This window comes from Pseudomonas sp. 8BK, assembly GCF_902506475.1.
In the GTDB taxonomy this organism is placed as follows: domain Bacteria; phylum Pseudomonadota; class Gammaproteobacteria; order Pseudomonadales; family Pseudomonadaceae; genus Aquipseudomonas; species Aquipseudomonas anguilliseptica.
The window spans coordinates 4,020,893-4,043,379 of record NZ_LR733252.1; the positions used below are offsets into that span (position 1 = coordinate 4,020,893).

18 protein-coding genes and 1 other RNA gene are annotated in these 22,487 nt (G+C 61.5%); 12 read left to right on the forward strand and 7 right to left on the reverse strand.

Translation table 11 applies throughout. The annotated features are described in order from the left end of the window. Positions 1–15: 15 nt before the first annotated feature. The 3 genes from ACIN8IBEIGE_RS18785 to ACIN8IBEIGE_RS18795 all read right to left on the reverse strand — a co-directional run bounded on the left by ACIN8IBEIGE_RS18785 (position 16) and on the right by ACIN8IBEIGE_RS18795 (position 1,624). Positions 16–318 carry a ribbon-helix-helix domain-containing protein gene (locus tag ACIN8IBEIGE_RS18785; RefSeq protein WP_160015977.1) on the reverse strand — a complete coding sequence of 101 codons (303 nt, stop codon included), beginning with the start codon at positions 316–318 and terminating at the stop codon, positions 16–18. A gap of 46 nt (positions 319–364) precedes the next feature. Further along, positions 365–946, reverse strand: coding sequence for a DJ-1/PfpI family protein (locus tag ACIN8IBEIGE_RS18790; protein WP_160015978.1), 582 nt, complete (start codon positions 944–946; stop codon positions 365–367). A 264-nt stretch (positions 947–1,210) separates the two neighbouring features. Then, complete coding sequence (locus tag ACIN8IBEIGE_RS18795; RefSeq protein ID WP_160015979.1) at positions 1,211–1,624, reverse strand: hypothetical protein; 414 nt, start codon at positions 1,622–1,624, stop codon at positions 1,211–1,213. A 354-nt stretch (positions 1,625–1,978) separates the two neighbouring features. Here ACIN8IBEIGE_RS18795 and ACIN8IBEIGE_RS18800 point away from each other — a divergent pair, with 354 nt between their 5' ends. The 7 genes from ACIN8IBEIGE_RS18800 to ACIN8IBEIGE_RS18830 are packed head-to-tail and all read left to right on the forward strand — an operon-like array spanning position 1,979 to position 8,401. Next, a complete protein-coding gene (locus ACIN8IBEIGE_RS18800) occupies positions 1,979–2,668 on the forward strand; it encodes a thermostable hemolysin (protein ID WP_160015980.1) in 690 nt (229 codons plus the stop codon). Beyond that, positions 2,652–4,112, forward strand: coding sequence for an AMP-binding protein (locus ACIN8IBEIGE_RS18805; protein ID WP_160015981.1), 1,461 nt, complete (start codon positions 2,652–2,654; stop codon positions 4,110–4,112). Before ACIN8IBEIGE_RS18800 ends, ACIN8IBEIGE_RS18805 begins: the two co-directional genes overlap by 17 nt. Beyond that, positions 4,112–4,765: a TenA family transcriptional regulator gene (locus tag ACIN8IBEIGE_RS18810; RefSeq protein ID WP_160015982.1), complete on the forward strand. Its 654-nt coding sequence runs from the start codon at positions 4,112–4,114 to the stop codon at positions 4,763–4,765. Before ACIN8IBEIGE_RS18805 ends, ACIN8IBEIGE_RS18810 begins: the two co-directional genes overlap by 1 nt. 9 nt (positions 4,766–4,774) lie before the next feature. Then, entirely contained in the window at positions 4,775–5,566 is a 792-nt protein-coding gene (locus ACIN8IBEIGE_RS18815) for an SDR family oxidoreductase (protein ID WP_160015983.1), read from the forward strand. A gap of 12 nt (positions 5,567–5,578) precedes the next feature. Beyond that, positions 5,579–6,229, forward strand: coding sequence for a tetratricopeptide repeat protein (locus tag ACIN8IBEIGE_RS18820; protein WP_160015984.1), 651 nt, complete (start codon positions 5,579–5,581; stop codon positions 6,227–6,229). Positions 6,230–6,273: 44 nt separating this feature from the next. Further along, complete coding sequence (locus ACIN8IBEIGE_RS18825) at positions 6,274–6,930, forward strand: response regulator transcription factor (RefSeq protein ID WP_160015985.1); 657 nt, start codon at positions 6,274–6,276, stop codon at positions 6,928–6,930. Between the two features lies 1 nt (position 6,931). Further along, a complete protein-coding gene (locus tag ACIN8IBEIGE_RS18830) occupies positions 6,932–8,401 on the forward strand; it encodes an ATP-binding protein (RefSeq protein ID WP_372239998.1) in 1,470 nt (489 codons plus the stop codon). Here ACIN8IBEIGE_RS18830 and ACIN8IBEIGE_RS18835 read toward each other — a convergent pair. Further along, entirely contained in the window at positions 8,398–9,168 is a 771-nt protein-coding gene (locus ACIN8IBEIGE_RS18835) for an FCD domain-containing protein (protein WP_160015986.1), read from the reverse strand. The genes ACIN8IBEIGE_RS18830 and ACIN8IBEIGE_RS18835 overlap by 4 nt on opposite strands. A 324-nt stretch (positions 9,169–9,492) precedes the next feature. Here ACIN8IBEIGE_RS18835 and ACIN8IBEIGE_RS18840 point away from each other — a divergent pair, with 324 nt between their 5' ends. The 4 genes from ACIN8IBEIGE_RS18840 to ACIN8IBEIGE_RS18855 all read left to right on the forward strand — a co-directional run bounded on the left by ACIN8IBEIGE_RS18840 (position 9,493) and on the right by ACIN8IBEIGE_RS18855 (position 15,585). Beyond that, on the forward strand, positions 9,493–11,187 hold the full coding sequence (locus tag ACIN8IBEIGE_RS18840; protein ID WP_160015987.1) for an L-lactate permease: 1,695 nt from the start codon (positions 9,493–9,495) through the stop codon (positions 11,185–11,187). A 79-nt stretch (positions 11,188–11,266) separates the two neighbouring features. Next, on the forward strand, positions 11,267–12,421 hold the full coding sequence (lldD, locus tag ACIN8IBEIGE_RS18845) for an FMN-dependent L-lactate dehydrogenase LldD (protein WP_160015988.1): 1,155 nt from the start codon (positions 11,267–11,269) through the stop codon (positions 12,419–12,421). A gap of 37 nt (positions 12,422–12,458) precedes the next feature. Continuing rightward, complete coding sequence (locus tag ACIN8IBEIGE_RS18850; RefSeq protein ID WP_160015989.1) at positions 12,459–15,266, forward strand: FAD-binding and (Fe-S)-binding domain-containing protein; 2,808 nt, start codon at positions 12,459–12,461, stop codon at positions 15,264–15,266. Positions 15,267–15,339: 73 nt separating this feature from the next. Continuing rightward, complete coding sequence (locus ACIN8IBEIGE_RS18855) at positions 15,340–15,585, forward strand: hypothetical protein (protein WP_090376326.1); 246 nt, start codon at positions 15,340–15,342, stop codon at positions 15,583–15,585. Between the two features lie 27 nt (positions 15,586–15,612). On the opposite strand, the gene ACIN8IBEIGE_RS18860 is transcribed toward ACIN8IBEIGE_RS18855, so the two are convergent. After that, positions 15,613–18,528 carry an ATP-binding protein gene (locus tag ACIN8IBEIGE_RS18860; protein ID WP_160015990.1) on the reverse strand — a complete coding sequence of 972 codons (2,916 nt, stop codon included), beginning with the start codon at positions 18,526–18,528 and terminating at the stop codon, positions 15,613–15,615. A 147-nt stretch (positions 18,529–18,675) separates the two neighbouring features. On the opposite strand from ACIN8IBEIGE_RS18860, the gene ssrA reads away from it, so the two are divergent. Continuing rightward, positions 18,676–19,067: a transfer-messenger RNA gene (ssrA, locus tag ACIN8IBEIGE_RS18865) on the forward strand. Positions 19,068–19,875: 808 nt separating this feature from the next. On the opposite strand, the gene ACIN8IBEIGE_RS18870 is transcribed toward ssrA, so the two are convergent. Both ACIN8IBEIGE_RS18870 and ACIN8IBEIGE_RS18875 read right to left on the reverse strand, forming a co-directional pair. Further along, a complete protein-coding gene (locus ACIN8IBEIGE_RS18870; RefSeq protein WP_160015991.1) occupies positions 19,876–20,901 on the reverse strand; it encodes a tyrosine-type recombinase/integrase in 1,026 nt (341 codons plus the stop codon). Then, positions 20,898–22,181, reverse strand: coding sequence for a hypothetical protein (locus ACIN8IBEIGE_RS18875; protein ID WP_160015992.1), 1,284 nt, complete (start codon positions 22,179–22,181; stop codon positions 20,898–20,900). The genes ACIN8IBEIGE_RS18870 and ACIN8IBEIGE_RS18875 overlap by 4 nt, the downstream gene beginning before the upstream one ends. Between the last annotated feature and the right edge of the window lie 306 nt (positions 22,182–22,487).

Here is a 22,487-nt window from a genome sequence, read left to right on the forward strand (position 1 = left end):
GAGGGCGCAGCACTACTACTCGTATTGCACCCGCGGCGGCAGCGCCCGCACATTGCTGGGGCGCTGGCTGAGAAAACGGGTGCAGCTGACGCGCAGAAACGAGGCGAAATTCACCACCTCACCGCGGTAGTCCATGACCTCGTCATACAGCTTGGTAATCAGCTGATTGGTGGTCATGCCATCGACTTCGGCGATTTCGCGCAGGATGTCCCAGAACTGGTTTTCCAGGCGCAGGGTGGTGACCACGCCACGGATGCGCAGCGAGCGGGCGCGGGACTCGTAGAGAATCGGATCGGCTTTGACATACAGCTCGCACATGACGGCTCACCTCCCTGAATGTTGGGGCCTGACAGGCCCCGGCAGTTTATAGCGTGATCTGCGTACCGAGCAGGCCGAGAAACGCCGCCAGCCAGTTGGGGTGCGCCGGCCAGGCCGGTGCAGTGACCAGATTGCCCTGCACATGGGCCTGGTCCACGGCGATATCGACATAGCGCCCGCCAGCCAGGCTCACTTCCGGGCCACAGGCCGGGTAGGCGCTGCACTCGCGGCCTTTGAGTACGCCCGCCGCAGCGAGTAATTGCGCGCCATGGCAGACCGCTGCAATCGGCTTGCCAGCCTTGTCGAAGGCCTGCACCAGCGCCAGCACCTGAGCGTTCAAGCGCAGGTACTCCGGGGCGCGGCCACCGGGAATCAACAGAGCGTCGTAGTTTTCGGCCTGGACCTGAGCGAAGTCGAAATTAAGAGCGAAGTTATGCCCCGGCTTCTCGCTGTAGGTCTGCTCACCTTCAAAATCGTGGATGGCGGTGCGTACGCTCTGCCCGGCGGTCTTGTCCGGGCATACCGCGTGCACCTGATGACCGACCATCAGCAATGCCTGAAACGGCACCATCACTTCGTAGTCTTCGACGTAGTCGCCGACCAGCATGAGGATCTTCTTCGCTGCCATGTGCCTGCTCCCTTCAATAAATTGAGAAGCACAGAGTGTTATCCCGATCCGCCCAGCGCGGGTAATAACCCGGTACTACAGAGCCAACGATAGATAGACGGTCAGCGAGGAATGGCGAAAGGCAGCAAGTAGGTTGGGTTGAGGAGCAAGGCGACGAAGCCCAACTAGGCATGCCACAGCTCGTTGGGCTTCGCTGCGCTCAACACCAACCTACCTGCGCGCGTCATGCATACCAAGGCTGTACATAGCCGAAGGAAAGCTGAGTTATTCCAGCACTTCCTCATCACGCAGCAGCACATAAGTGCAGCCAGTGTCGTCTTCCAGGTAGTCGTGCACATAGAACATCACGACTTCACCCAGGCCGGGCTGGGCGGCTACGTAGTCACCGATATCCACACTGAAATGGCCTTTGGAACCCGGCTTGGCTTCGCATTCGATACGCGCATTGACGAACAGCTCCGGCGCGCTGTCGCCGAAATAATCTTCACGTTCTGCCGCATCCCAGTCGGCCGGGGCTTCGAACGGGCCGCAGAACAGCACCTTGGCATCACCCAGATCCACTTCCTCGGCTTCCGGGTCCTGGTCATCCGCGCGATACACCGTGCAGCCCTGCGCGTCAGGGTTTTCCAGGATGGCCAGACGGGCCGCCAGTTGTTGCTCAGTATCCATAGGGGGCATAGCTATCTCCGAGCGTTTGGCGATTAAGGTCAGGGCTGATCAACTTGCCGTCCTTCGGCAAGTCAGGCTTAGCAGGCTATGAGCTGTGGTGGCTGCAGCGCAAGCGATGAAATGCATGCAACCACCTCACAACAGAATACTTCGCGACGTAGAGTCTGTTTACGATCTCGCGAGCTAGAGCCATGCAAGGCAAAAAGAGGCGAGGAAGCAGAGTGTACGAGCTGTACATGAGCATTCCGAGCCTGTTTTTAACGCAGCAGGGCCGACGCGCAGCAGATCGTAAACAGACTCTTAATTTAGCGTTAAGCCTGGCGGCAGAAACTCACACCCAAGTTCTCAGATGAGGTTCCGGTTATGGAGCTGCCTTGGGTGTATCAAAACACTGCACTTGCACAGATCGGCCGCGAGCAGCCGCTCAGCCTGTACCTGGCCAACCATGAAAGTCCACGCCGTGCGGGGATTGAAGCCTTTATCGGCGAGCGCTTCGCCGCTCAGCATCAGGCGCGTATCCGTCACTTTATGCCCTGCCTGCTCAGCCTGGAAGGTCGCGACGGGCAACTGCTCGGTGCGGTGGGCTTGCGCAGCGCCGCCAGTGGGCCGCTGTTTCTGGAACGCTACCTTGAGCACCCTGCAGAACAGGTGATTGCCGCTCAGAAGGTGGCCCATGCGCCGCAACGGGCGCAACTGATCGAGGTCGGCAACCTGGCTGCCGGCAGCCCGGGCGCTGCGCGTTTGCTGATCGTCGCCCTGACCGATCTGCTGGTGGCGCTGGGTTATCGCTGGGTGACCTTCACCGGCACCCTGGCTCTGCTCAACAGCTTCCAGCGCCTGGGCCTGACGCCCGTGCCGCTGGGCCCGGCCAACCCCGCATGCCTGGGTGATGAACAGGCGGACTGGGGCAGTTACTACGCCAACCAGCCGCAGGTCATGGCCGGCGACATCTACGCCGGTCACCAGCGCCTGCTGCAACTGGGAGCTTACCCGCGCCTAGCCCACCAAGCCTTCTATGCCCTGGAGGACATGCCCGATGTGGCCTGCCGCTGAATTACTCTTCAATCGCCTAGCAGCCCTTGGCGACGCCATCGCTTTGCGTGAAGGCGACAGGCAACTGAGTTACGCCCAGCTGCTCAGCGAGGTCGAACTGTGCAGCACACAACTGCTGGCACTTGGCGCGCGGCGGGTTGCCCTGGCCCTGGATAACGGCATCGACTGGGTGCTCTGGGACCTCGCCGTCCTGCATGCAGGGCTGGTCTGCGTGCCGCTACCCGGGTTCTTCTCCAGCAGCCAGCAGGCCCATGTGCTGGACAGCGCCGGCATCGACTGCCTGATCAGCGCCCAAGCCCATTCCGGATTTTTCCAGGCCGCGCCCGGCCTGTATCTGCGCTCTGTGGCACAGCCGCCGGCCGTGCATGCCGGCACCTGCAAGATCACCTACACCTCTGGCACCACCGGGCAACCCAAAGGCGTATGCCTGGATATCGCCACGCAACTGGCGGTGGCCCACAGCCTGGTGCAGGCCAGCGCCAGCTGCCGAGTCGAACGTCACCTCTGCGTGCTGCCGCTGGCCACCCTGCTGGAGAATATCGCCGGGATTTATGCGCCCTTGCTGGCCGGGGCGCGGATCGAGTTGATGCCGATGGCGCAAGTCGGCCTGCTGGGTGCCAGCCAATTTGACCTGCCACGCTTTCTGACGGCGCTGGGTCAGGCACAACCCAACAGTCTGATCCTGCTGCCGCAGCTCCTGCTGGCGCTGGTCAGCGCCGCCGAACGCGGCCTGCCCGTACCGGACTCACTGCGCTTTATTGCAGTCGGTGGTGGCCGCGTGGCCAGCCAGTTGCTGCAACGCGCCGACGCTCTGGGGCTGCCGGTATTCGAGGGCTACGGCCTGTCGGAGTGCGCCTCGGTGGTATGCCTGAACACCCCGGAAAACCGCCGCATCGGCACCGTCGGTCAGCCATTGCCACACCTGCAGTTACGCCTGGGCACAGACGGCGAGGTGCTGGTCAAAGGCCCACGCTTGCTCGGTTACCTGGGCGAACCATGCCCTGATGCAGAGTGGCTGGGCACTGGTGACCTGGGCCATTTCGACGGCCAGTTTCTGCTCCTGCACGGGCGCAAGAAACACCAGTTCATCACCGCCTTCGGTCGCAACGTCAACCCGGAATGGGTCGAAGCCGAGCTGGTGCAGCAACTGCCCATCGGCCAGGCCTGGCTGCACGGCGAGGCCCTGCCGGGCAACGTCGCCGTGCTGGTACCGCGCTTCGCCCATATCAGCGACCAGCAGCTGGCCGAGGCCGTCACCACCGCCAACCAGGCCCTGCCCGACTACGCCCGGGTGCACCACTGGCTGCGCGCCACAGACCCTTTCAGCACCAGCAATGAATTGGCCACCAGCAATGGCCGCCTGCGTCGCACAGCCCTGCTCAACCACTACCAGCATGCCATCGAGCAATTGATGGCCAGCGAATCCTGCTATGGAGATGCCTGATGAGTTTCTATGAATCCCTGCTTGAACAAACCAGCGCTGAACGCAATTACCTGCTTAGCGCACCGATCATTGCCCAGGCCATGGCTGGCAGCGTCAGCCTGAACAGCTACGTGGCTTTTCTGACTGAGGCCTATCACCACGTCAAACACACCGTACCGCTGCTGATGGCCTGTGGCGCGCGCCTGCCGGAACGGCTGGAATGGCTGCGCGAAGCCATCGCCGAATATATCGACGAGGAAAAGGGCCATCAGGAATGGGTGCTCAACGACATCGCCGCCTGCGGTGCCGATAAAGAAGCAGTGCGCCAGGGCACGCCCAAACTGCCCACCGAACTGATGGTCAGCTACGTCTACGACCGCATCGCGCGGCACAACCCGGTAAGTTTCTTCGGCATGGTCAATGTGCTGGAAGGCACCAGCATTGCCTTGGCCACCCAGGTGGCCGGGGTGATTCAGGACAAGCTGCAGCTGCCGAACAAGGCATTTAGCTACCTGAGCTCCCACGGCAGCCTGGATCTGGAACATATCGAGTTCTTCAAGAGACTGATGAACCAGCTCGACAACGACGATGACAAAGCGGCCGTGGTGCACACCGCCAAGGTGGTCTATCGCCTGTACGGCGACATGTTCCGCAGCCTGCCGCTGAGTGCCTGAGGACTAGCGATGAACATTCCTGAATGCCGCGCCGTGATCACCGGCGCCAGTGGCGGAATCGGCCAGGCACTGGTCGCCGCCCTGCTACTCGAAGGTGCCCAACTGCTGCTGGTCGGCCGCCAGCCGGAAACCCTGCAGGCATTGGCCAAGGCCCACACCGGGAAGGTCACAGTGGTGGCTGCCGATATCCGCCAGCGCAGCGGTCGTGAGGCGGTGGTCGCTGCCGCGCAACGTTTCGGCGGCATCAATACGCTGATCAATGCCGCCGGGGTCAATCACTTCGGCCTGCTCGAACAGCATGACGAAAGCGCCATCGCCGAGCTGATCGAACTCAACGTCACCGCCACCCTGCAGCTGACTCACCGTCTGTTACCGCTGCTGCAGCAACAAGGCCGGGCGCTGGTGGTCAACCTCGGTTCGACCTTCGGCTCCATCGGCTACCCCGGCTTCAGCGCCTATTGCGCCAGCAAGTTCGCCCTGCGCGGCTTCTCCGAAGCGCTGCGCCGCGAGCTGGCCGATACCCAGGTCAAGGTTCTCTACTTCGCCCCGCGCGCCACCCGCACCGGCATGAACGCCGCCAACGTGGTGGCCATGAATGACGAGCTGAACGTCGCCATGGATGACCCGCACAGCGTCGCCCAGCAACTGCTGGCCGCCATTCGCCGCGAGGAAGAAGAGCGCTACCTGGGCTGGCCGGAACGGCTCTTCGTACGTCTTAACAGCCTGCTGCCGCGCCTGGTCGACCAGGCCCTGCGCAAACAACTGCCAATCATCCAGCGCTTTGCCCGCAGCAAAGCCTAAGAGGAAAACCCCATGAAATTTATCCGTAGCGCCACCTGCGCCCTGCTCTGCCTCACCAGCCTGCCCAGCTTTGCCCTCAGCGAACAGGGCCAGGCGCAGCTGCAAAGCCTGCAAGACCGCTGGGCCGAGATCAACTATCAGCTGCCCAAGGAACAACGCGAAAAAGCCTTCGCCAGCCTCAGCGAGCAAGCGCAACACGCCGTCGCCGCCGAGCCGAACGCCGCCGAATTGCAGATCTGGAACGGCATCATCCTCAGCACCTATGCCGGCGCCAAGGGCGGCCTGGGGGCGCTGGGTCTGGTCAAGCAGGCCAAGGCCAGCCTGGAGCAGGGCCTGGCGCTAGACCCCAAGGCACTGTCCGGCTCGGCCTACACCAGCCTCGGCAGCCTGTATTACCAGGTGCCCGGCTGGCCGGTGGGCTTTGGCGATGACGAGAAAGCCGAAGCCCTGCTCAAACAGGCGCTGGCGATCAACCCGGATGGTATCGACCCCAACTACTTCTATGGTGACTACCTGGCCCGCGCCAAACGCTTCGAGGAAGCCCGCGCCGCACTGGAGAAAGCCCTGCAAGCACCGCCGCGGCCTGCTCGTCTGTCCGCAGACGCCGGCCGCAAAGAGGAAATCGCAGCATTGCTGGCCAAGGTCAAAGCCGAGCTGGACTAATCTCGCCTGCGCGAGCTTGAATAGGAAAAACCGGGAATTACTGCATGCGCATTCTGCTGGTCGAAGATGACAAGGCACTTGGCGAAGGTATTCGCACCGCCCTCAAACCCGAGGGTTACACCGTCGACTGGGTGCAGGATGGCAGCAGTGCGCTGCATGCCCTGAACAGCGAGAGTTTCGAGCTGACAATCCTCGATCTTGGCCTGCCGCGCATGGACGGCCTGCAGGTGCTCAAGCAGCTGCGCGCCGCCGCCAACCCGGTGCCGGTGCTGGTATTGACCGCCCGCGACTCCACCAGTGACCGCATCGCCGGGCTGGATGCCGGTGCCGACGATTACCTGGTCAAACCCTTCGATGTCGCCGAACTCAAGGCGCGCCTGCGTGCCCTGCTGCGGCGCAGTTTCAACCGTCCGCAACCGGCGCTGGAATACCGTGGCATCAGCCTTGACCCGGTCAGCCAGACCGTCAGCTATCAGGGCCAGCCGGTCAATCTGCCGCGCAAGGAGTTTCTCCTGCTGCACGAATTACTCGCCCAACCGGGCCGGGTGATGACCCGCGACAAGTTGCAACAGGCGCTCTATGGCTGGGATGAAGAGCTGGAAAGCAACGCCCTGGAAGTGCACGTGCACCACCTGCGCAAGAAGTTCTTTCCCGAGCTGATCCGCACCGTGCGCGGCGTCGGCTACCTGGTGGATAAATAACATGCCGAAGATGTTGCGCTCGATCCGCGCGCGTTTGCTGGTACTGCTGCTGTCCTTACTGAGCATCTCCCTGGGGCTGATCAGCCACAAGATCTACAGCGATGCCAGTCATGAAGTGGAAGAGCTGTTCGACGCCCAGCTGGCGCAGACCTCACGCATGCTCATGGGCCTGGTACGTCACGAGCTGTCGGCCGATTCGCGTCGCGATCTGCAGGCAGCACTGGACGAAGCCCTGCTGCTGAAAAACAGCCCACGCAACCTCGATGGCCTGCTCGGGCATAGCTACGAAAGCAAGCTGGCCTTCCAGATGCTTGATGACAACGGCGAGCTGGTATTCCAGTCCGCCAGTGCCCCCAAGGGCCTGCTGCTGGAGATGATCGCTCAGCTCGGCCTCAACCTGCCGGCCGGCGAGCAGCCGCGGAGTGAGCGCCTCAATCGCCTGGCCAAGTACCTCAGCGGCTACCACACCCTGACCCTCGGTGAGCACCGCTGGCGGGTATTCGTGTTGCACGACAACGTCGACCATCACTGGGTACTGGTGGGCGAGCGCGAAGACGTACGCGGCGAGCTGTCCGGCAAGATCGCCAGGCGCACCCTGCAACCACTGCTGATCGGCCTGCCACTACTGGCCCTGCTGCTCTGGCTGGCCGTGGGTTTTGGTCTGCGGCCATTGCAGCGCATGGCCGAATCGATCAAGGCACGCGCGCCGGACAACCTCGCACCACTGACCTTCGGCCTCCTGCCGCAGGAACTGGAGCCCATGGGCGCCTCGCTCAACCGCCTGTTGCTGCAGGTCAACCAGCTGCTGGATCAGGAAAAGCGCTTTATCGCCGATGCCGCCCATGAGCTGCGCACGCCGCTGGCGGTGCTGCGCATCCACGCCCAGAATGCCCTGGAAGCCCCGGAACCGCAGGACCGCAACGATGCCCTGCGTCAGCTCGGCAGCGGTGTCGAACGCGCCACCCGGGTAGTGGCGCAACTGCTGACCCTGGCGCGCCTGGATCCCAACGTGGTGCAACTGGCCATGGCCGAACTGGACCTGCTCGGGTTTGTGCGCAACGAGTTGGCAGAACTGATCCCGCTGGCCCTGGCGCGTCATCAGGAACTCGATCTGGATGCTCTGGAGCCAGCGGATTATCAGCTGATCGCCGATGGCCCGAGCCTCGGCACATTGCTGCAGAACCTGATCAGCAATGCCGTGCAATACACCCCAGACGGCGGCCGCATTCAAGTGCAGCTGGACGCCCAGGCAGACGCCATTACCCTGCGCGTGCAGGACAGCGGCCCGGGCGTGGATGAGGCGCAGCGGGAGAAACTCTTCGAGCGTTTCTATCGACTTGGCGACGGTCAGGGCGCGGGGCTGGGCCTGTCCATCGTGCTACGGGTGGTGGAACTGCACCGCGCCAGCATCAGCCTCGGTGACTCGCCCCTCGGTGGCCTGGAAGTCGTGGTGCGCCTGCCCAGACACTAGCGCGTACTACCCCGACGCAGGGCGCGCTCTTCGCGGCGCGCCTGTAGCTGCACTTCAGCCAACACCTCCTGCACATAGTCGATATGCCGGTTGGACAGCGCGCGGGCATCCTCGGCGCGGCCTTCGATAATCGCCTGATACAGGGCGCGGTGCTGTTCGATCAGCATGTCGCGGGTTTCATCGCGCTGGGCGTACATGCCGCCGATATTGGTCACCACGTTGCGCTTGAGCAGGTCGAACAGCCCGCGAATGGTGTGCAGCAATACGGCGTTGTGGCTGGCCTCGGCAATCGCCAGGTGGAAGTTGGCATCGGCGGCGCCCTCTTCGGCGCGGGTCACCTTGCCGCTGCGGCTGTAGCAATCCTGCAGCGCGGCAAAAGCCTCGGTCAGGCGCTGACGGTCCAGCTCGGTGGCACGCTGCGCGGCATAGAAGGCGCAGGAGCCTTCCAGGGTGTGGCGGAACTCCAGCAGGTCGCGCTGGGCTTCGGGGTTGCTTTCCAGCAGATGCAGCAGCGGGTCACTAAAGGTCGAGCCGAGGGTTTCCGCCACATAGTTGCCGCCACCATGCCGGCTGACCAGCAGGCCCTTGGCCGCCAGCTTCTGGATCGCCTCACGCAGCGACGGCCGCGAGACGCCGAATTGCTCGGCCAGCACACGCTCGGCGGGCAAGCGTTCGCCAGCCTTGAGCGTGCCTTCGAGGATCATGGTTTCCAGTTGACTGACGATATCGTCCGACAAACGGCGCTGCCGCACCGATCCCACTTCCATAGCCCGCACTCCACTGGTTTGACCACCTGCCATGGGCCTTTGCGGCCCGCTGCTGGCAAGCCTATCGCCGCCTCATCTGCCTAGCAAGGCGCACCCTTACGACCAAAGTCGTAAGGCAGCTAATTGACAGGTCTGAGGCCGCACTTTTACCCTGACCGCGCAGCCCTGTAAATTGGTATTACCAATTAACCAAACAAAACAATTCCAAGAATCCAACGAGGTCTCCCCATGCCGGCTCTATTGCTTATATCCGCCGCAACGCTGCATCCCGATGCACGCCCGCATTCACCCATGCGCATCGCGCAGCGTTAAGGAGAGACCAGCATGTCGACAGGTCTTCTTGCCCTACTGGCGTTTTCGCCCATCCTGCTGGCCGCCATTCTGCTGATCGGCCTGCGCTGGCCGGCCAAACATGCCATGCCCCTGGTCTACCTGCTCACCGCCGGCGTCGCGCTGTTTGCCTGGGACATGAGCTTCAACCGCGTACTCGCCTCCACTGTGCAAGGCTTGCTGATCACCCTCGGCCTGCTGTGGATCATCTTCGGCGCGATTCTGCTGCTCAACACCCTCAAGCACTCCGGCGGCATCACCGCAATTCGCGCAGGTTTTGCCACCATCAGCCCGGACCGGCGCATCCAAGCGATCATCATCGCCTGGCTGTTCGGCTGCTTTATCGAGGGTGCGTCCGGTTTCGGCACACCCGCCGCCATCGCCGCGCCGCTGCTGGTGGCCATCGGCTTCCCGGCCATGGCCGCAGTAATGCTCGGCATGCTGGTGCAAAGCACGCCGGTGTCCTTCGGCGCGGTGGGTACGCCGATCATCGTCGGGGTCAACACCGGCCTGGATTCGGCCAGCATAGGCGCGCAACTGGTTGAACAGGGTTCGTCCTGGGCGCAGTTTCTGCAGCTGATCACCAGCGAAGTGGCGATCATCCACGCCATTGTCGGCACCGTGATGCCGCTGCTGATGGTGCTGATGCTGACGCGTTTCTTCGGCACCGAAAAAAGCTGGAAAGCCGGTTTTGCCGTGCTGCCATTCGCCATCTTCGCCGGCCTGGCGTTCACCATCCCTTACGCCCTGACCGGCGTATTTCTCGGTCCGGAATTTCCGTCGCTGGGCGGCGGTTTGATTGGTCTGGCGATTGTCACCAGCGCCGCGCGCATGGGCTTTCTGCTGCCCAAGACCACCTGGGATTTCGCCCCGGCGGACAAATGGCCAGCCGAATGGCTGGGCACCGTAGAAATGAAGCTAGACCAACTCACCGCCAAGCCGATGAGCGCCCTGCGCGCCTGGCTGCCTTACGTACTTGTTGGCGTGCTGCTGGTGATCAGCCGGGTATTCCCCGAGGTGAGCGCCGCGCTAAAAGCGGTCATGCTGAACTTCCCAGATCTGCTCGGTGAAACCGGTATCGGCGCCAACTTCCAGCCGCTGTACTTGCCGGGCGGGATTCTGGTGACCGTGGTCATCGCCACCTTCTTCTTCCACGGCATGAAACTGCGCGAGCTGGGTACTGCGGTAAAAGAATCGTCCAGCGTGCTGCTCAGTGCCGGCTTTGTGCTGCTGTTTACCGTGCCGATGGTGCGCATCCTGATCAACTCCGGGGTCAACGCCGCCGAGCTGTCGAGCATGCCGATCCTGATGGCGCGCTGGGTAGCCGACAGCGTGGGCGGCATCTATCCGCTGCTGGCGCCGAGCGTCGGCGCGCTGGGGGCCTTTATCGCCGGCTCCAACACCGTCAGCAACATGATGTTTAGTCAGTTCCAGTTCGGCGTGGCCAGCAGCCTGGGGATCTCCAGTGCGCTGATCGTCGCGGTGCAGGCGATCGGCGCCGCTGCCGGCAATATGGTGGCGATCCACAACGTCGTCGCCGCTTCGGCCACCGTGGGCCTGCTGGGCCGTGAAGGCAGCATCCTGCGCAAGACCGTCTGGCCTACCCTGTACTACGTGCTGTTTACTGGCCTGATCGCGCTATTTGCCGTTTACGTGCTGGGCGTTAGCGACCCACTGATGGCGAGTTGATACACGCCTGCATGCGCGCCGCTCGGGCGGCGCGCATTGGCGTTTCGCTGCAAACCCTTTTTCCTGTTTGGGTGACTCCATGATCATTTCTGCCTCTACCGACTACCGCGCCGCTGCCCAACGTCGGCTGCCGCCGTTTCTGTTTCACTACATCGACGGCGGCGCCTACGCCGAGCACACCCTCAAGCGCAACGTCGCCGACCTGGCGGACATTGCTCTGCGCCAGCGTGTGCTACGCAATATGTCGGAACTGAGCCTGGAAACCCGCCTGTTCAATGAAACCCTGAGCATGCCGGTGGCCCTGGCCCCGGTCGGCCTGACCGGCATGTACGCCCGCCGCGGTGAAGTGCAAGCGGCCAAGGCGGCTGCCGCCAAGGGCATCCCCTTTACCCTGTCCACCGTGTCGGTGTGCCCGATCGAAGAAGTCGCGCCAGCCATCAACCGGCCGATGTGGTTTCAGCTCTATGTGCTGAAAGACCGCGGCTTTATGAAAAACGCCCTGGAGCGCGCCAAGGCTGCTGGCGTGACCACCCTGGTGTTTACCGTGGACATGCCCGTACCCGGCGCCCGCTACCGCGACGCCCACTCTGGCATGAGCGGCCCGAATGCCCCTGTGCGCCGAATGCTGCAAGCCATGATGCACCCGAGCTGGGCCTGGGATGTCGGTCTGCTCGGCAAGCCCCACGACCTGGGCAATATCTCCGCCTACCGGGGCAACCCCACGGGCCTGGCCGACTATATCGGCTGGCTGGGCAACAACTTCGACCCCTCGATTTGCTGGAAGGACCTGGAATGGATTCGTGAGTTCTGGGACGGCCCAATGGTCATCAAGGGCATTCTCGACCCGCAGGATGCCAAGGACGCGGTGAGCTTCGGCGCCGACGGCATAGTCGTGTCCAACCACGGCGGCCGCCAACTGGATGGAGTGATGTCCAGCGCCCGCGCCCTGCCAGCGATTGCCGATGCGGTGAAGGGCCAGCTGGCGATTCTCGCCGACTCCGGCATTCGCACCGGTCTGGACGTGGTGCGCATGATCGCCCTCGGCGCCGACACGGTGATGCTCGGCCGCGCCTTTATCTACGCCCTGGCCGCCGACGGCGGCGCGGGGGTAAGCAACCTGTTGGAGCTGATCGAGAAGGAAATGCGCGTGGCCATGGTGCTGACCGGGGCCAAGTCGATCAGCGAGATCACGGCCGATTCGCTGGTGCGCGAACTGCACCACGCCGCGTCCTGACGCTGCCCCTGACGCCGCACCGAACTATGGAGCCTGCATGAGCCTGCCTAGCGCCTTTCTCACCGCCGTCGAACGCCTGATCCCTGCGGATCGGCGTTTCGACGACCCGCTGTCGACCTTGGCCTTTGGCACCGATGCCAGCTTCTACCGGCTGATCCCCAAGCTGGTGGTGCGCGTCGAGGCGGAACTGGAGGTGGTCGATCTGCTTAAGCTGGCGAGCACGCATCAAGTGCCAGTGACCTTCCGCGCCGCCGGCACCAGCCTGTCCGGCCAGGCCATCAGCGACTCGCTGCTGATCGTGCTCGGCGATAACTGGAACGGCCGGGAAATCCGCGGCCAGGGCAGCCAGATCCGCCTGCAACCGGGGGTAATCGGTGCTCAAGCGAATGCCGTACTGGCGCCCTTTCAGCGCAAGATCGGTCCCGACCCGGCGTCGATCAACGCCTGCAAAATCGGCGGCATCGTCGCCAACAACGCCAGCGGCATGTGCTGCGGCACCGCGCAGAACAGCTACCACACACTGGCCGGCATCCGCCTGGTGCTGGCCGACGGCACGGTGCTGGACACCGAAGACCCGCTCAGCGTCACGCGCTTCTTTTCTACTCATGCTGACCTGCTCGCGCAGCTCAACGAGTTAGGCAAACAGACCCGCGCCAACAGCGCGCTGGCGGCGAAGATTCGCCACAAATACCGGCTGAAAAACACCACCGGCCTGTCGCTCAACGCCCTGGTGGATTTCGACCAGCCGCTGGATATCCTCAGCCACCTGCTGGTCGGCTCCGAAGGCACCCTGGGTTTTATCAGCGCGGTAACCTACAACACCGTGCCCGACCACCCGCACAAGGCCAGCGCCTTGCTGGTGTTCCCCGATGTGGAGAGCTGCTGCCGTGCGGTGACGCTGCTCAAGCAGCAGCCGGTGTCAGCCGTGGAATTACTCGACCGCCGCAGCCTGCGCTCGGTGCAGAACAAGCCTGGCATGCCGGAGTGGGTCAAGGGCCTGTCGGACAGCGCCTGCGCTCTGCTGATCGAATCCCGCGCTGCCAGCCAGAGCCTGTTGCACGAGCAGCTGCAACTGATCATGGCGTCCATCGCCGACTTCCCCCTGGAAAAGCAGGTGGACTTCAGCGCAGACCCGACCGTTTACAACCTGCTGTGGAAGATCCGCAAGGACACCTTCCCCGCCGTCGGCGCGGTGCGTCAGACCGGCACCACGGTGATTATCGAGGATGTCACCTTCCCCATCGAACAGCTCGCCGAGGGCGTCAATCGCCTGCTCGCGCTGTTCGATAAACACGGCTACGACGAAGCGATCATCTTCGGCCACGCCCTGGAGGGCAACCTGCACTTTGTCTTCACCCAGGGCTTTGACAGCGAGGCCGAAAAGACCCGCTACGAAGCCTTTATGCAGGACGTGGCGCAACTGGTTGCGGTGGAGTTCGGCGGCTCGCTCAAGGCCGAGCACGGTACCGGGCGCAATATGGCGCCCTTCGTCGAGCTGGAATGGGGCGCGGATGCCTACCAGCTGATGTGGCAAATCAAGCGCCTACTCGACCCCCAGGGCATTCTCAACCCGGATGTGATCCTCTCCGAGGATCGCGACATCCACCTGAAAAACCTCAAGCCGCTACCGGCCGCCGACGAGATCGTCGACAAGTGCATCGAGTGCGGTTTCTGCGAACCGGTCTGTCCGTCCAAGGGGCTGACCCTGAGCCCACGCCAGCGCATTGTGGTCTGGCGCGACATTCAGGCGAAAAAGCGCGCCGGCATCGATACCTTTGAGCTGGAAACGGCTTACCAGTACCAGGGCATCGACACCTGTGCCGCCACCGGCCTGTGCGCCCAGCGCTGCCCGGTGGGCATCAACACCGGCGACCTGGTGCGCCAGCTGCGCGCCCGCGACGCCAACAGCCCGCGCAGCGCCGATTGGCTAGCCAACAACTTCCGCCGCGCCCTGCAGGGCGCACGGCTGATGCTGCACGTGGCCAACGGCGCGCGCAGGGTCATGGGTGCCCCCCTGCTCAGTCGCACTTCGGCGGCACTGAGCAAGGCCAGCCAGGGTCGCGTACCGCAGTGGACGCCAGCGATGCCGCAAGCGGTACAGCGCCTGCAAGTGCCTGCCGTAATGGCGGATACCCGACCACGCGTGGTCTATCTGGCCGCCTGCGTATCCCGCGCCATGGGCCCGGCGGCAACCGATGCCGAGCAAATGCCGCTACTCGACAAGACCCGCGCGCTGCTGGAGAAAGGCGGCTTTCAGGTGGTGTTTCCGGATGAGCTGGACAACCTCTGCTGCGGCCAGCCGTTTGCCTCCAAGGGCTATGCCGAACAAGCCGAGCACAAGAAGCAGGAGCTGATCGACGCGCTGCTCAAGGCCAGCCGTGGCGGCCTCGACCCGATCTATTGCGACACCAGCCCCTGCACCCTGCGGCTGATGCAGGACGGTCTGGACAGCCGACTGAAACTGCACGACCCGGTGAAATTTATCCGCGAGCAGTTGCTCGACAGGTTGACGATTACTCCGCAGGACAAAGCGGTGGCCGTGCATGTCACCTGCAGCACCCAGCATCTGGGCGAGGCGCAGGGGCTGATTGATATCGTCCGTCGCTGCACTTCAGAAGTGGTCATCCCGGAAGGCATTCACTGTTGCGGCTTCGCAGGCGATAAGGGCTTCACCACGCCCGAGCTGAACGATCACGCCCTGCGCAGCCTGAAGTCAGCGGTGCAATATTGCGAAGAAGGCATCAGCACCAGCCGCACCTGCGAAATTGGTCTGAGCCAGCACGGCGGTATCGATTATCACGGGCTGGTCTATCTGCTGGACCGGGTCAGCCACGCAAGGTCTTGAGTGACCAACGGCCCGGTCGCCGTGTGAGGGCTTTCTATACTGAAAGCCCTACCTACATCGCTGGAGCCATGCCATGCGCCGTCTTGCCACTTTCCTTGCTACCGCACTCCTCAGCACTTCGCTCTGGGCCATGCACTGCCCGGCGGATATGGCCAAGATCGATGGCTTGCTGAAAACCGACCCGCCGAGCGATGCCGCCGTACTCGCGCAAGTGCAGCAGCTACGCGCCGAAGGCGAAGCCCTGCACAAGGCCGGTAACCACAGCGAATCGGTCAAGGTTCTGGGCGAAGCGCTGCAACTGCTCGAAGCCAGCGAATAGCCCAGACAGAGGCCGAGAAGGCGCTGGTTAAAGCGCCTGCCCTAACAGACTAAGCGCCACTCGGCGCACCTGAGCCAGATCAATCGGCTTGGCCAGGCAAGCCTGAGCGCCGCGCCGACGTGCTTCGGCAAACACCGCCTCATCTGCCGCCGCACTGATCACCAATACCGGCACCGCCTGCAACCGAGGGTTAAGGCGCATGGCATCCAGCACCTGCATGCCGTCGCCATCGGGTAGATCCAGATCAAGCAACAGCAGGGTCGGCGTACAGTGCTCCAGTTCAGCCAGCGCCCGCTGCACCGAACCTGCGCCACGCACCTCGGCAAACTCACGCAAGGCTTCCTGAACCACCTTGAGGCAGGCCGGGTGATCTTCCACACACAGCACCTCGGCCAGCTGCTTGGGCTGCGCCGACATGGACTGCACATCGGCAACAGCCGGTGCTGCCGGTGCCGCCGCGCCGGGCAGGTCAATCCAGAAACGGCTGCCCATACCGGCGCTGCTGCTAAAGCCTATTTCGCCCGCCATCAAGGTGGCCAGTTCACGACACAACACCAATCCAATACCGGTGCCAGGAATACTGGAATTCTCCCGACCCAGACGCTGGAACGGCTGGAACAGATTGGCCTGCTGCTCGGCCGTCATCCCCGCACCGTTGTCTTCGACCCACAAACGCACACAGTTCGAGCGCACCTCATAACCCATGCGAATCAGCCCCTGCGGACTGTTGTACTTGATCGCGTTGGACAGCAGGTTGAGCACCACCTGACGCACCCGGCGCACATCTGCCTGCACATAAAGACCGGCGTCGGCGTCAGCCAGTACCTGCAGCTGCAACTGACGCTGCTGCACTTCCGGCAGTACCAGCTCGGCGCAGCCATGCAGCAGCGCGCCGACTTCCACCGGTTGTAACTTGAGCTGCTGACGGCGGCTCTCGATGCTCGACAGGTCGAGAATATCGTCCACCAGCGAGGTCAGATGGCGACTGGCATTGACGATCTCGCGGGCGTAATCGGCCTCCAGCTTGGCCTCGGGCTTGTCCTGTGCCTCCATCTCGATCAACTGACCAAAGCCGTAGATCGCATTGAGCGGCGTGCGCAGCTCGTGGCTCATGCTCGACAGAAAGCGGCTCTTGGCCTGGCTTGCAGCCTGGGCATCCAGGCTGGCGCGGCGCAGGTCTTCCTGCACCTGCTTGAGCCGGGTGATATCCACATGGGTGCCGGCCACGCGCAGCGCGCGGCCCTCGCTATCACGCTCCAGCACCTTACCGCGACTGAGCAACCAGACGTAGTCACCCAGCGCATCGGCGTAGCGGTACTCCGCCTCGAAACGGTCCTCGCCACTGCTGGCGAACAGCTGACGCAAATGGCGAATGCGCTCCAGATCATTGGGATGCACGCGCTGGTTGAACTCACTGAAACTCATGTTCGCGTGAGTCAGCCCAAAGCGCCGGAGGAAGCGCTCACTGAGGGTGATGCTCATCGTCTCCGCGTCGACCTCCCAGAGGCTTTCCGTAGTGCTTTCCAGCACCAGCTGGAGAATTCGTTGCGCCGCCACACGCTGCGCTTCACTGGCCTGCAACTGCTCGCCGGTCTGCTGCACCGCCTCCGCCATGCTCACCAGCTCACGGATCTGGCTGCTCGGCGCAGTGGGCTGATAGTTGCCCTGACCCAGCTCGCGCATCATCCCGACAATCCCGTCAATCGGCCGTACCAGCTGCTCACTCAAGCGCCGCGAACGCAGCCACATCAGGGCAAAGAACAGCAGATAGAACAGTGCCAGACCAGCAATCAGCAGGTAACCGATATGCAGGTAGCGTTCGGCCAGGCGATTGGTCTCGCTGAAGATGTGCTCCTCATCCACCACCAGCAACAGTTGCCAGCCGGTCTGCGGAATCTCACTCCAGGCAATCAGCCGATTGCGACCGCCCAGCACCACTTCCTGCACATTGCTCTGCCCCGCCGCCATGGCCTGCAACAGCGGCTGCATCTCGGCACGCTTGCCCAGGCTGAAGTCTTCAGGCTTGAGCACCTCGCGGCGCACCGCCTCGGCATAGGAGTATTCGGTCAGCTCACGCAGGCCGAAATCCTCTTCGCCAGCACCCGGCAAGGCCATGATGTTGTGGTCGCGGCTGACCAGCATGGCATAGCCCTGCCAGGGCACATCCAGCTCGCCAATCTCACCGAGCATCTGCCCGACCGTAATATCCAGGCCCACCACACCTTCTAGGAAATCACCGCGATACACCGGCGCCACTGCCGACATCATCCAGCCCATACCTGCCGGATCAAGGTAGACATCGGTCCAGGCCACCTTGCGCTCAGGGTTGTGCTTGGCATCCGCCAGGTAATAGAAGTTGTAATCGGGTATCACCATGTCATGGGGATACTGCTCGGGGGTCATAAAGAAGGGGTAGATGCGGTTGTAACTGTCCCAGGTATTGAAATAGGCCGCCGCCACGCGCGGGTTGGCGGCCTGGATCGAACGCATCAAAGGATCGAGCTGCGACAGACGCAGGGCCTTGGCGTGATCCTGCTGGGCTAACGGCGTGCTGTTGGCATAAAAGGACGCCGCCCGGCCATCATCGCTGCGGCTGTAGAACACGCCGTCTTCAGTCAGCGCATGGCGCTGGCGCTCTAGCGCGTCGGGCTCAAACCTATGGTTATCCAGAGCATTGAGCGCAGCATCACGGAAGATCTGTACCTGCACCTCCACCGATCGCAGGCGGCCATCAATCACCTGACCTTCACGCGCCACCGCCGCAGACAGATCATCCAGCGCGCTCTGCTGCAAATGCTCGATCTGCGCATCGCGAATCGCCGCGTTGCTCAGCAGGTACACCGTGATCAACACAGACTCGACCAGAATCAGCGGAATCAGGGCACTCTGCACAAAAGCGCGCCAGATCCACTGACGCAAAGGGTAACGCGACGCGCGCGGCATACGATGGTCTCATCCAGAAGACATAGCGAATGTGCAGGATGCAATCATAGCCGGCAAGCTCAATCAGCGTCCGCCAGGCAATTGTCGGGTCGACGCTGTGGAACCTTTGGCGTAAACTCGCGTCCCAGTACCAGCAGCAAAAGCTTTGGGGCCGATTAGGATTCGACGCCGGTAGCGAAGCTCTAGGTGCATGCCGACTTGGTAACAGAAGTCGTAAATCCACTGTTGCAACTTTCTATAGTTGCCAATGACGAAAACTACGAGGGCTACGCTCTCGCTGCGTAAGCGGCGCGACTAGTCCTTCTGGTAGCTTCGGCTCCAGCGATCACTAGGGGATGCCTGTAAACCTGAAGTGATTGTCATGCAGAACAGGATCGCCGCGTAGTACGTTGTGGACAAAGCGGCTAAAACTTACACAACTCGTCCAAAGCACCCTGCCCGTCGGGCGGCTGCGGATTAACTCAATAGACACGGCTAAGCATGTAGTACCGAAAGTGGAGAACTGGCGGACGGGGGTTCAAATCCCCCCGGCTCCACCAAATAGCAGCACTTAAAGCCCTGATTTTCCTCGGAATTTCGGGGCTTTTTGCTTTCGACACTTGTCGACTGTCCCGAAAGTGTCACACCTGCCAGAACGGAAGCGGCAACATGACGGAACACCCAACCTATGTGGTTACTCACGACAATGGCGACCCTCGCGAGCCTGAATACAGAGATGGGCTACTCCTGTCCTGGGCCACTTACCGGGAGGGCAAAATCTATCTGAACTTCAGGGTTATCGGCTCTCGCCTACCTGACTCACAAATAGTCAGATGGCATCTAGAGGCACCAGCCAACACGAGGATAATTCTCGGTAAGCGCTGGACAGATCGGTCGATGATTTTCGAGCGCGTCATCCAATACATGAGTGACGTACCCCAGCCACATCACTGGCAATCGAAAAAGGAGAGCTATGGCCGGCTATCAGTTGACGAGTCGAAAATTAGAGGCTGGTTTCCAACAAAGCTAGAAGAACTTGATAGCTGGCTAAAGCCCATACAGCGGTTCGTCCCAGCGCGTAACATATGGGTCGTATGGGTATTTGGCGTGGGGCTAGCCCTCGCCGCTACAGAGAGTAGTTTTGCTTGGATGCCATCTACTTCAAGGTCAATCGCCCTATTGACCACAGGACTTTTGACTACTTTCCTGCTTCTTAGAGACGTCAGGAATTGCTATAAAATCATGAAGATGACTTGGCGGCTAAGCGCATTCACTACTAAACGCCCTATCGACCCACATAGGGAAGCTATCAAATCGCTTATTAGGATGTACCGTTTGAGGTACCCGATAACCGCCATTGGCGCGGCCCTATTCGTCTACCTCGGATTCCAATGAGTTACGTCCAAATCCTATCCCAACCAACGGGCTGAGCCTCACCGCCTCCGCCAGATGCTCTGGAGCCAGATGCGAATAGCGCATGGTCATAGCCAAGCTGGAGTGACCCAGGATCTTTTGAAGGGTCAGGATGTTGCCGCCCTTCTGTATGAAGTGGCTGGCGAAGGTGTGGCGTAGCGCGTGGCTGGCCTGGCCTTTCGGTAGCTGGATTCCTGATCGAACCAGGGCACGACGAAACGAGCTGATTGAGCCAGTGAACGGGCCATAACGCTTCCAGTGTTCCCTTATGAATGTCTCCAGGGCCGGATCAATTGGCACCGTGCGGACGCGGCTGGATTTGGTCTTGCTGTAAGTCACCGAACCATTACGCAACCGAGCCGGGATTAAACCTTCTGCCTCAGACCAACGCGCTCCAGTTGCCAGGCAAAGCAGGGTGATCGGTTCGACATGCGGGTTGTCCGAGTGCTTGCGGATGGCATCGAGCAGAATGGTTACCTGATCATCTGTGAGCCAGGACAATTCACGCTCATCAATGCGGAATGGCTTCACCAGCTCCAATGGGTTGGCGTAATCGATCTGGCCAAGACAGCGAAGCTCATTGAACACAGCACGCAGGTAGCCCAACTCATTGTTGAGGGTCTTAGGACTGGTGCCGTTTTCAGAGCGTATACGCCGATCATGGGCGTAAACCGAAGCATCAAGCTTGACAGCTACCGGGTTACGGAGCCGAACGCACATAGCATCGAGCCTGGTCTTTCGACGTAGACCATCCTTGAGCATGTGACCGTGAAGGTCATACCAGAGCGTCACAAGTTCCGAGAGTTTGCGACGATCTGATGCCTTGGGGTTCCAGCCGGCATCCTTGGCTTTGTTGGCCAGAATGAAGGTCTCATAACGCTGGGCTTCACCCTTGGTATCAAAGAGCTTGCGGAAGCGTTGACCACGGATCGGCTGAACATCTGCCAGCCAACGGCCATCATCACGCCGTTTAACACTCATACCGCCCTGCCCCATCTAACCTGGCGTTCCTCAAGCAGGTTTTTGATGTGCCGGAACAGGTCCCGCTCACTCATTTCTTTTGCCGCGTAGTGATCCCGTATAACGGGCCAACAGTCCCACTGTTTTAGGGTGAAGAAAGCCTTTTTTGCGCCCACTCGCTCCCTTGCAAGCAGGCTTACGAAGTTTCCCAGGAACAGTTCCACGTTCTTGCCAGAGAAGCCCCGCGAAGTCTTGTAGTAGCGCTTGTATTCGGTGTCATCAAGCAGGGAATCGACAGGCAGGTCTACCCGAACGTCATCGCGTATAAGCGTCCAGATGGGGGCAAAGTAGCCCGGTCGGCTCAACAGCTTGAATTGCCCCAGCCCATAGCGCCACAGGCCGTCCAGATGCCCGGCAAAGGCTGCAAACGAGCGGGTTTCGATCATCTGCCCGGTTTTCACATCCAGGGAACCGCTGGCGAACTGTTGGATGATCGAGTGGTGATAACGCAGCTCTACACGCCATACGGTTTGCTCGGGGTTGTAGTTGTCTGGGTCGGCAGCATCGAAGCTGTCACGGCGCTTCCAGACGCTTTCCCAGTAGTCGAGCTTGTCGGCCACCTTGGCCTGTTCGGTCTTGTTGTAGATACACAGCTGGATGCCACTGGCAGAGCCAAACATCGAGGTTTCACCGCGGCCGTACACGCTGGATTTAGACGCCCAGTTGATTTCGTTTATGCCCGATATGTCGCGGTGCGTTCTGGCTTTGCAGTGCATACGCGCAACCAGGTCATCTGGAGGCGTCCAGCCTTGAAGGTCGAGAGCCAGGTGAACAGCACACTGGTTAATTTCCAGATGGGTCATCACCTGTGATGCATAGAAATCTAAGCGATCCTGCAGGCGCTCAGGCGAAAGGCTGTCGATTGCATGAGGTGACACTTCGATTTTCAGATGCGGGCCGATGCAGTCCAGCTTGGCGTTGAAGTTCTTCACCAGAAGGATGATTCCCAGGTCTGCATTCTGCAGCTTGTACTGATACCCGGAGTCGCGCCCTACCCGGCCCGAGTGCCAACGCTGACCGGCAAAATCAACCATGCTGCCTGGGTTTTCAAACAGCGCCATGACTTCCGGGCGTACCAGGCCTTTGTACAGCTGGCGCACGGTATCGACGCCGCAACGGAGCAGGCGAACGCCTGACAGGTCGGTGAACGTAACGTTGCCAGGATCAACAAACAGACGTCCGTGTTTGTCATCCTCTGCAGTCAGAAGATTCAAACGCTGATGATCTTTTACCATTGTCATTTCTTCACCTAATGCCAGTTATTGCGGAAGTTCTAAAGTCGTTATCTGACGTGTTACAGGGACGTCAGCCCGCGCTTTTTGCGCAGCGCTCGTCCCTCGCGCATACGCAAAAAAGCGCAAGGCGCGCGCGTCGCTCGCGCCTTCGCTCTGAACCGAGCCACTCCGGCGCTCACGAGCGCGCGCCAGGCTTTTTTCACAGCTCTGCAGGTTGGGTCTTTGCACTGTGGGCTGTTGATCTACTAGATGCTGACAGGTGGGTTCCTGGGCGATGGCCAGGACGGGGCGTGAGTCGTTGGGCGGACGACT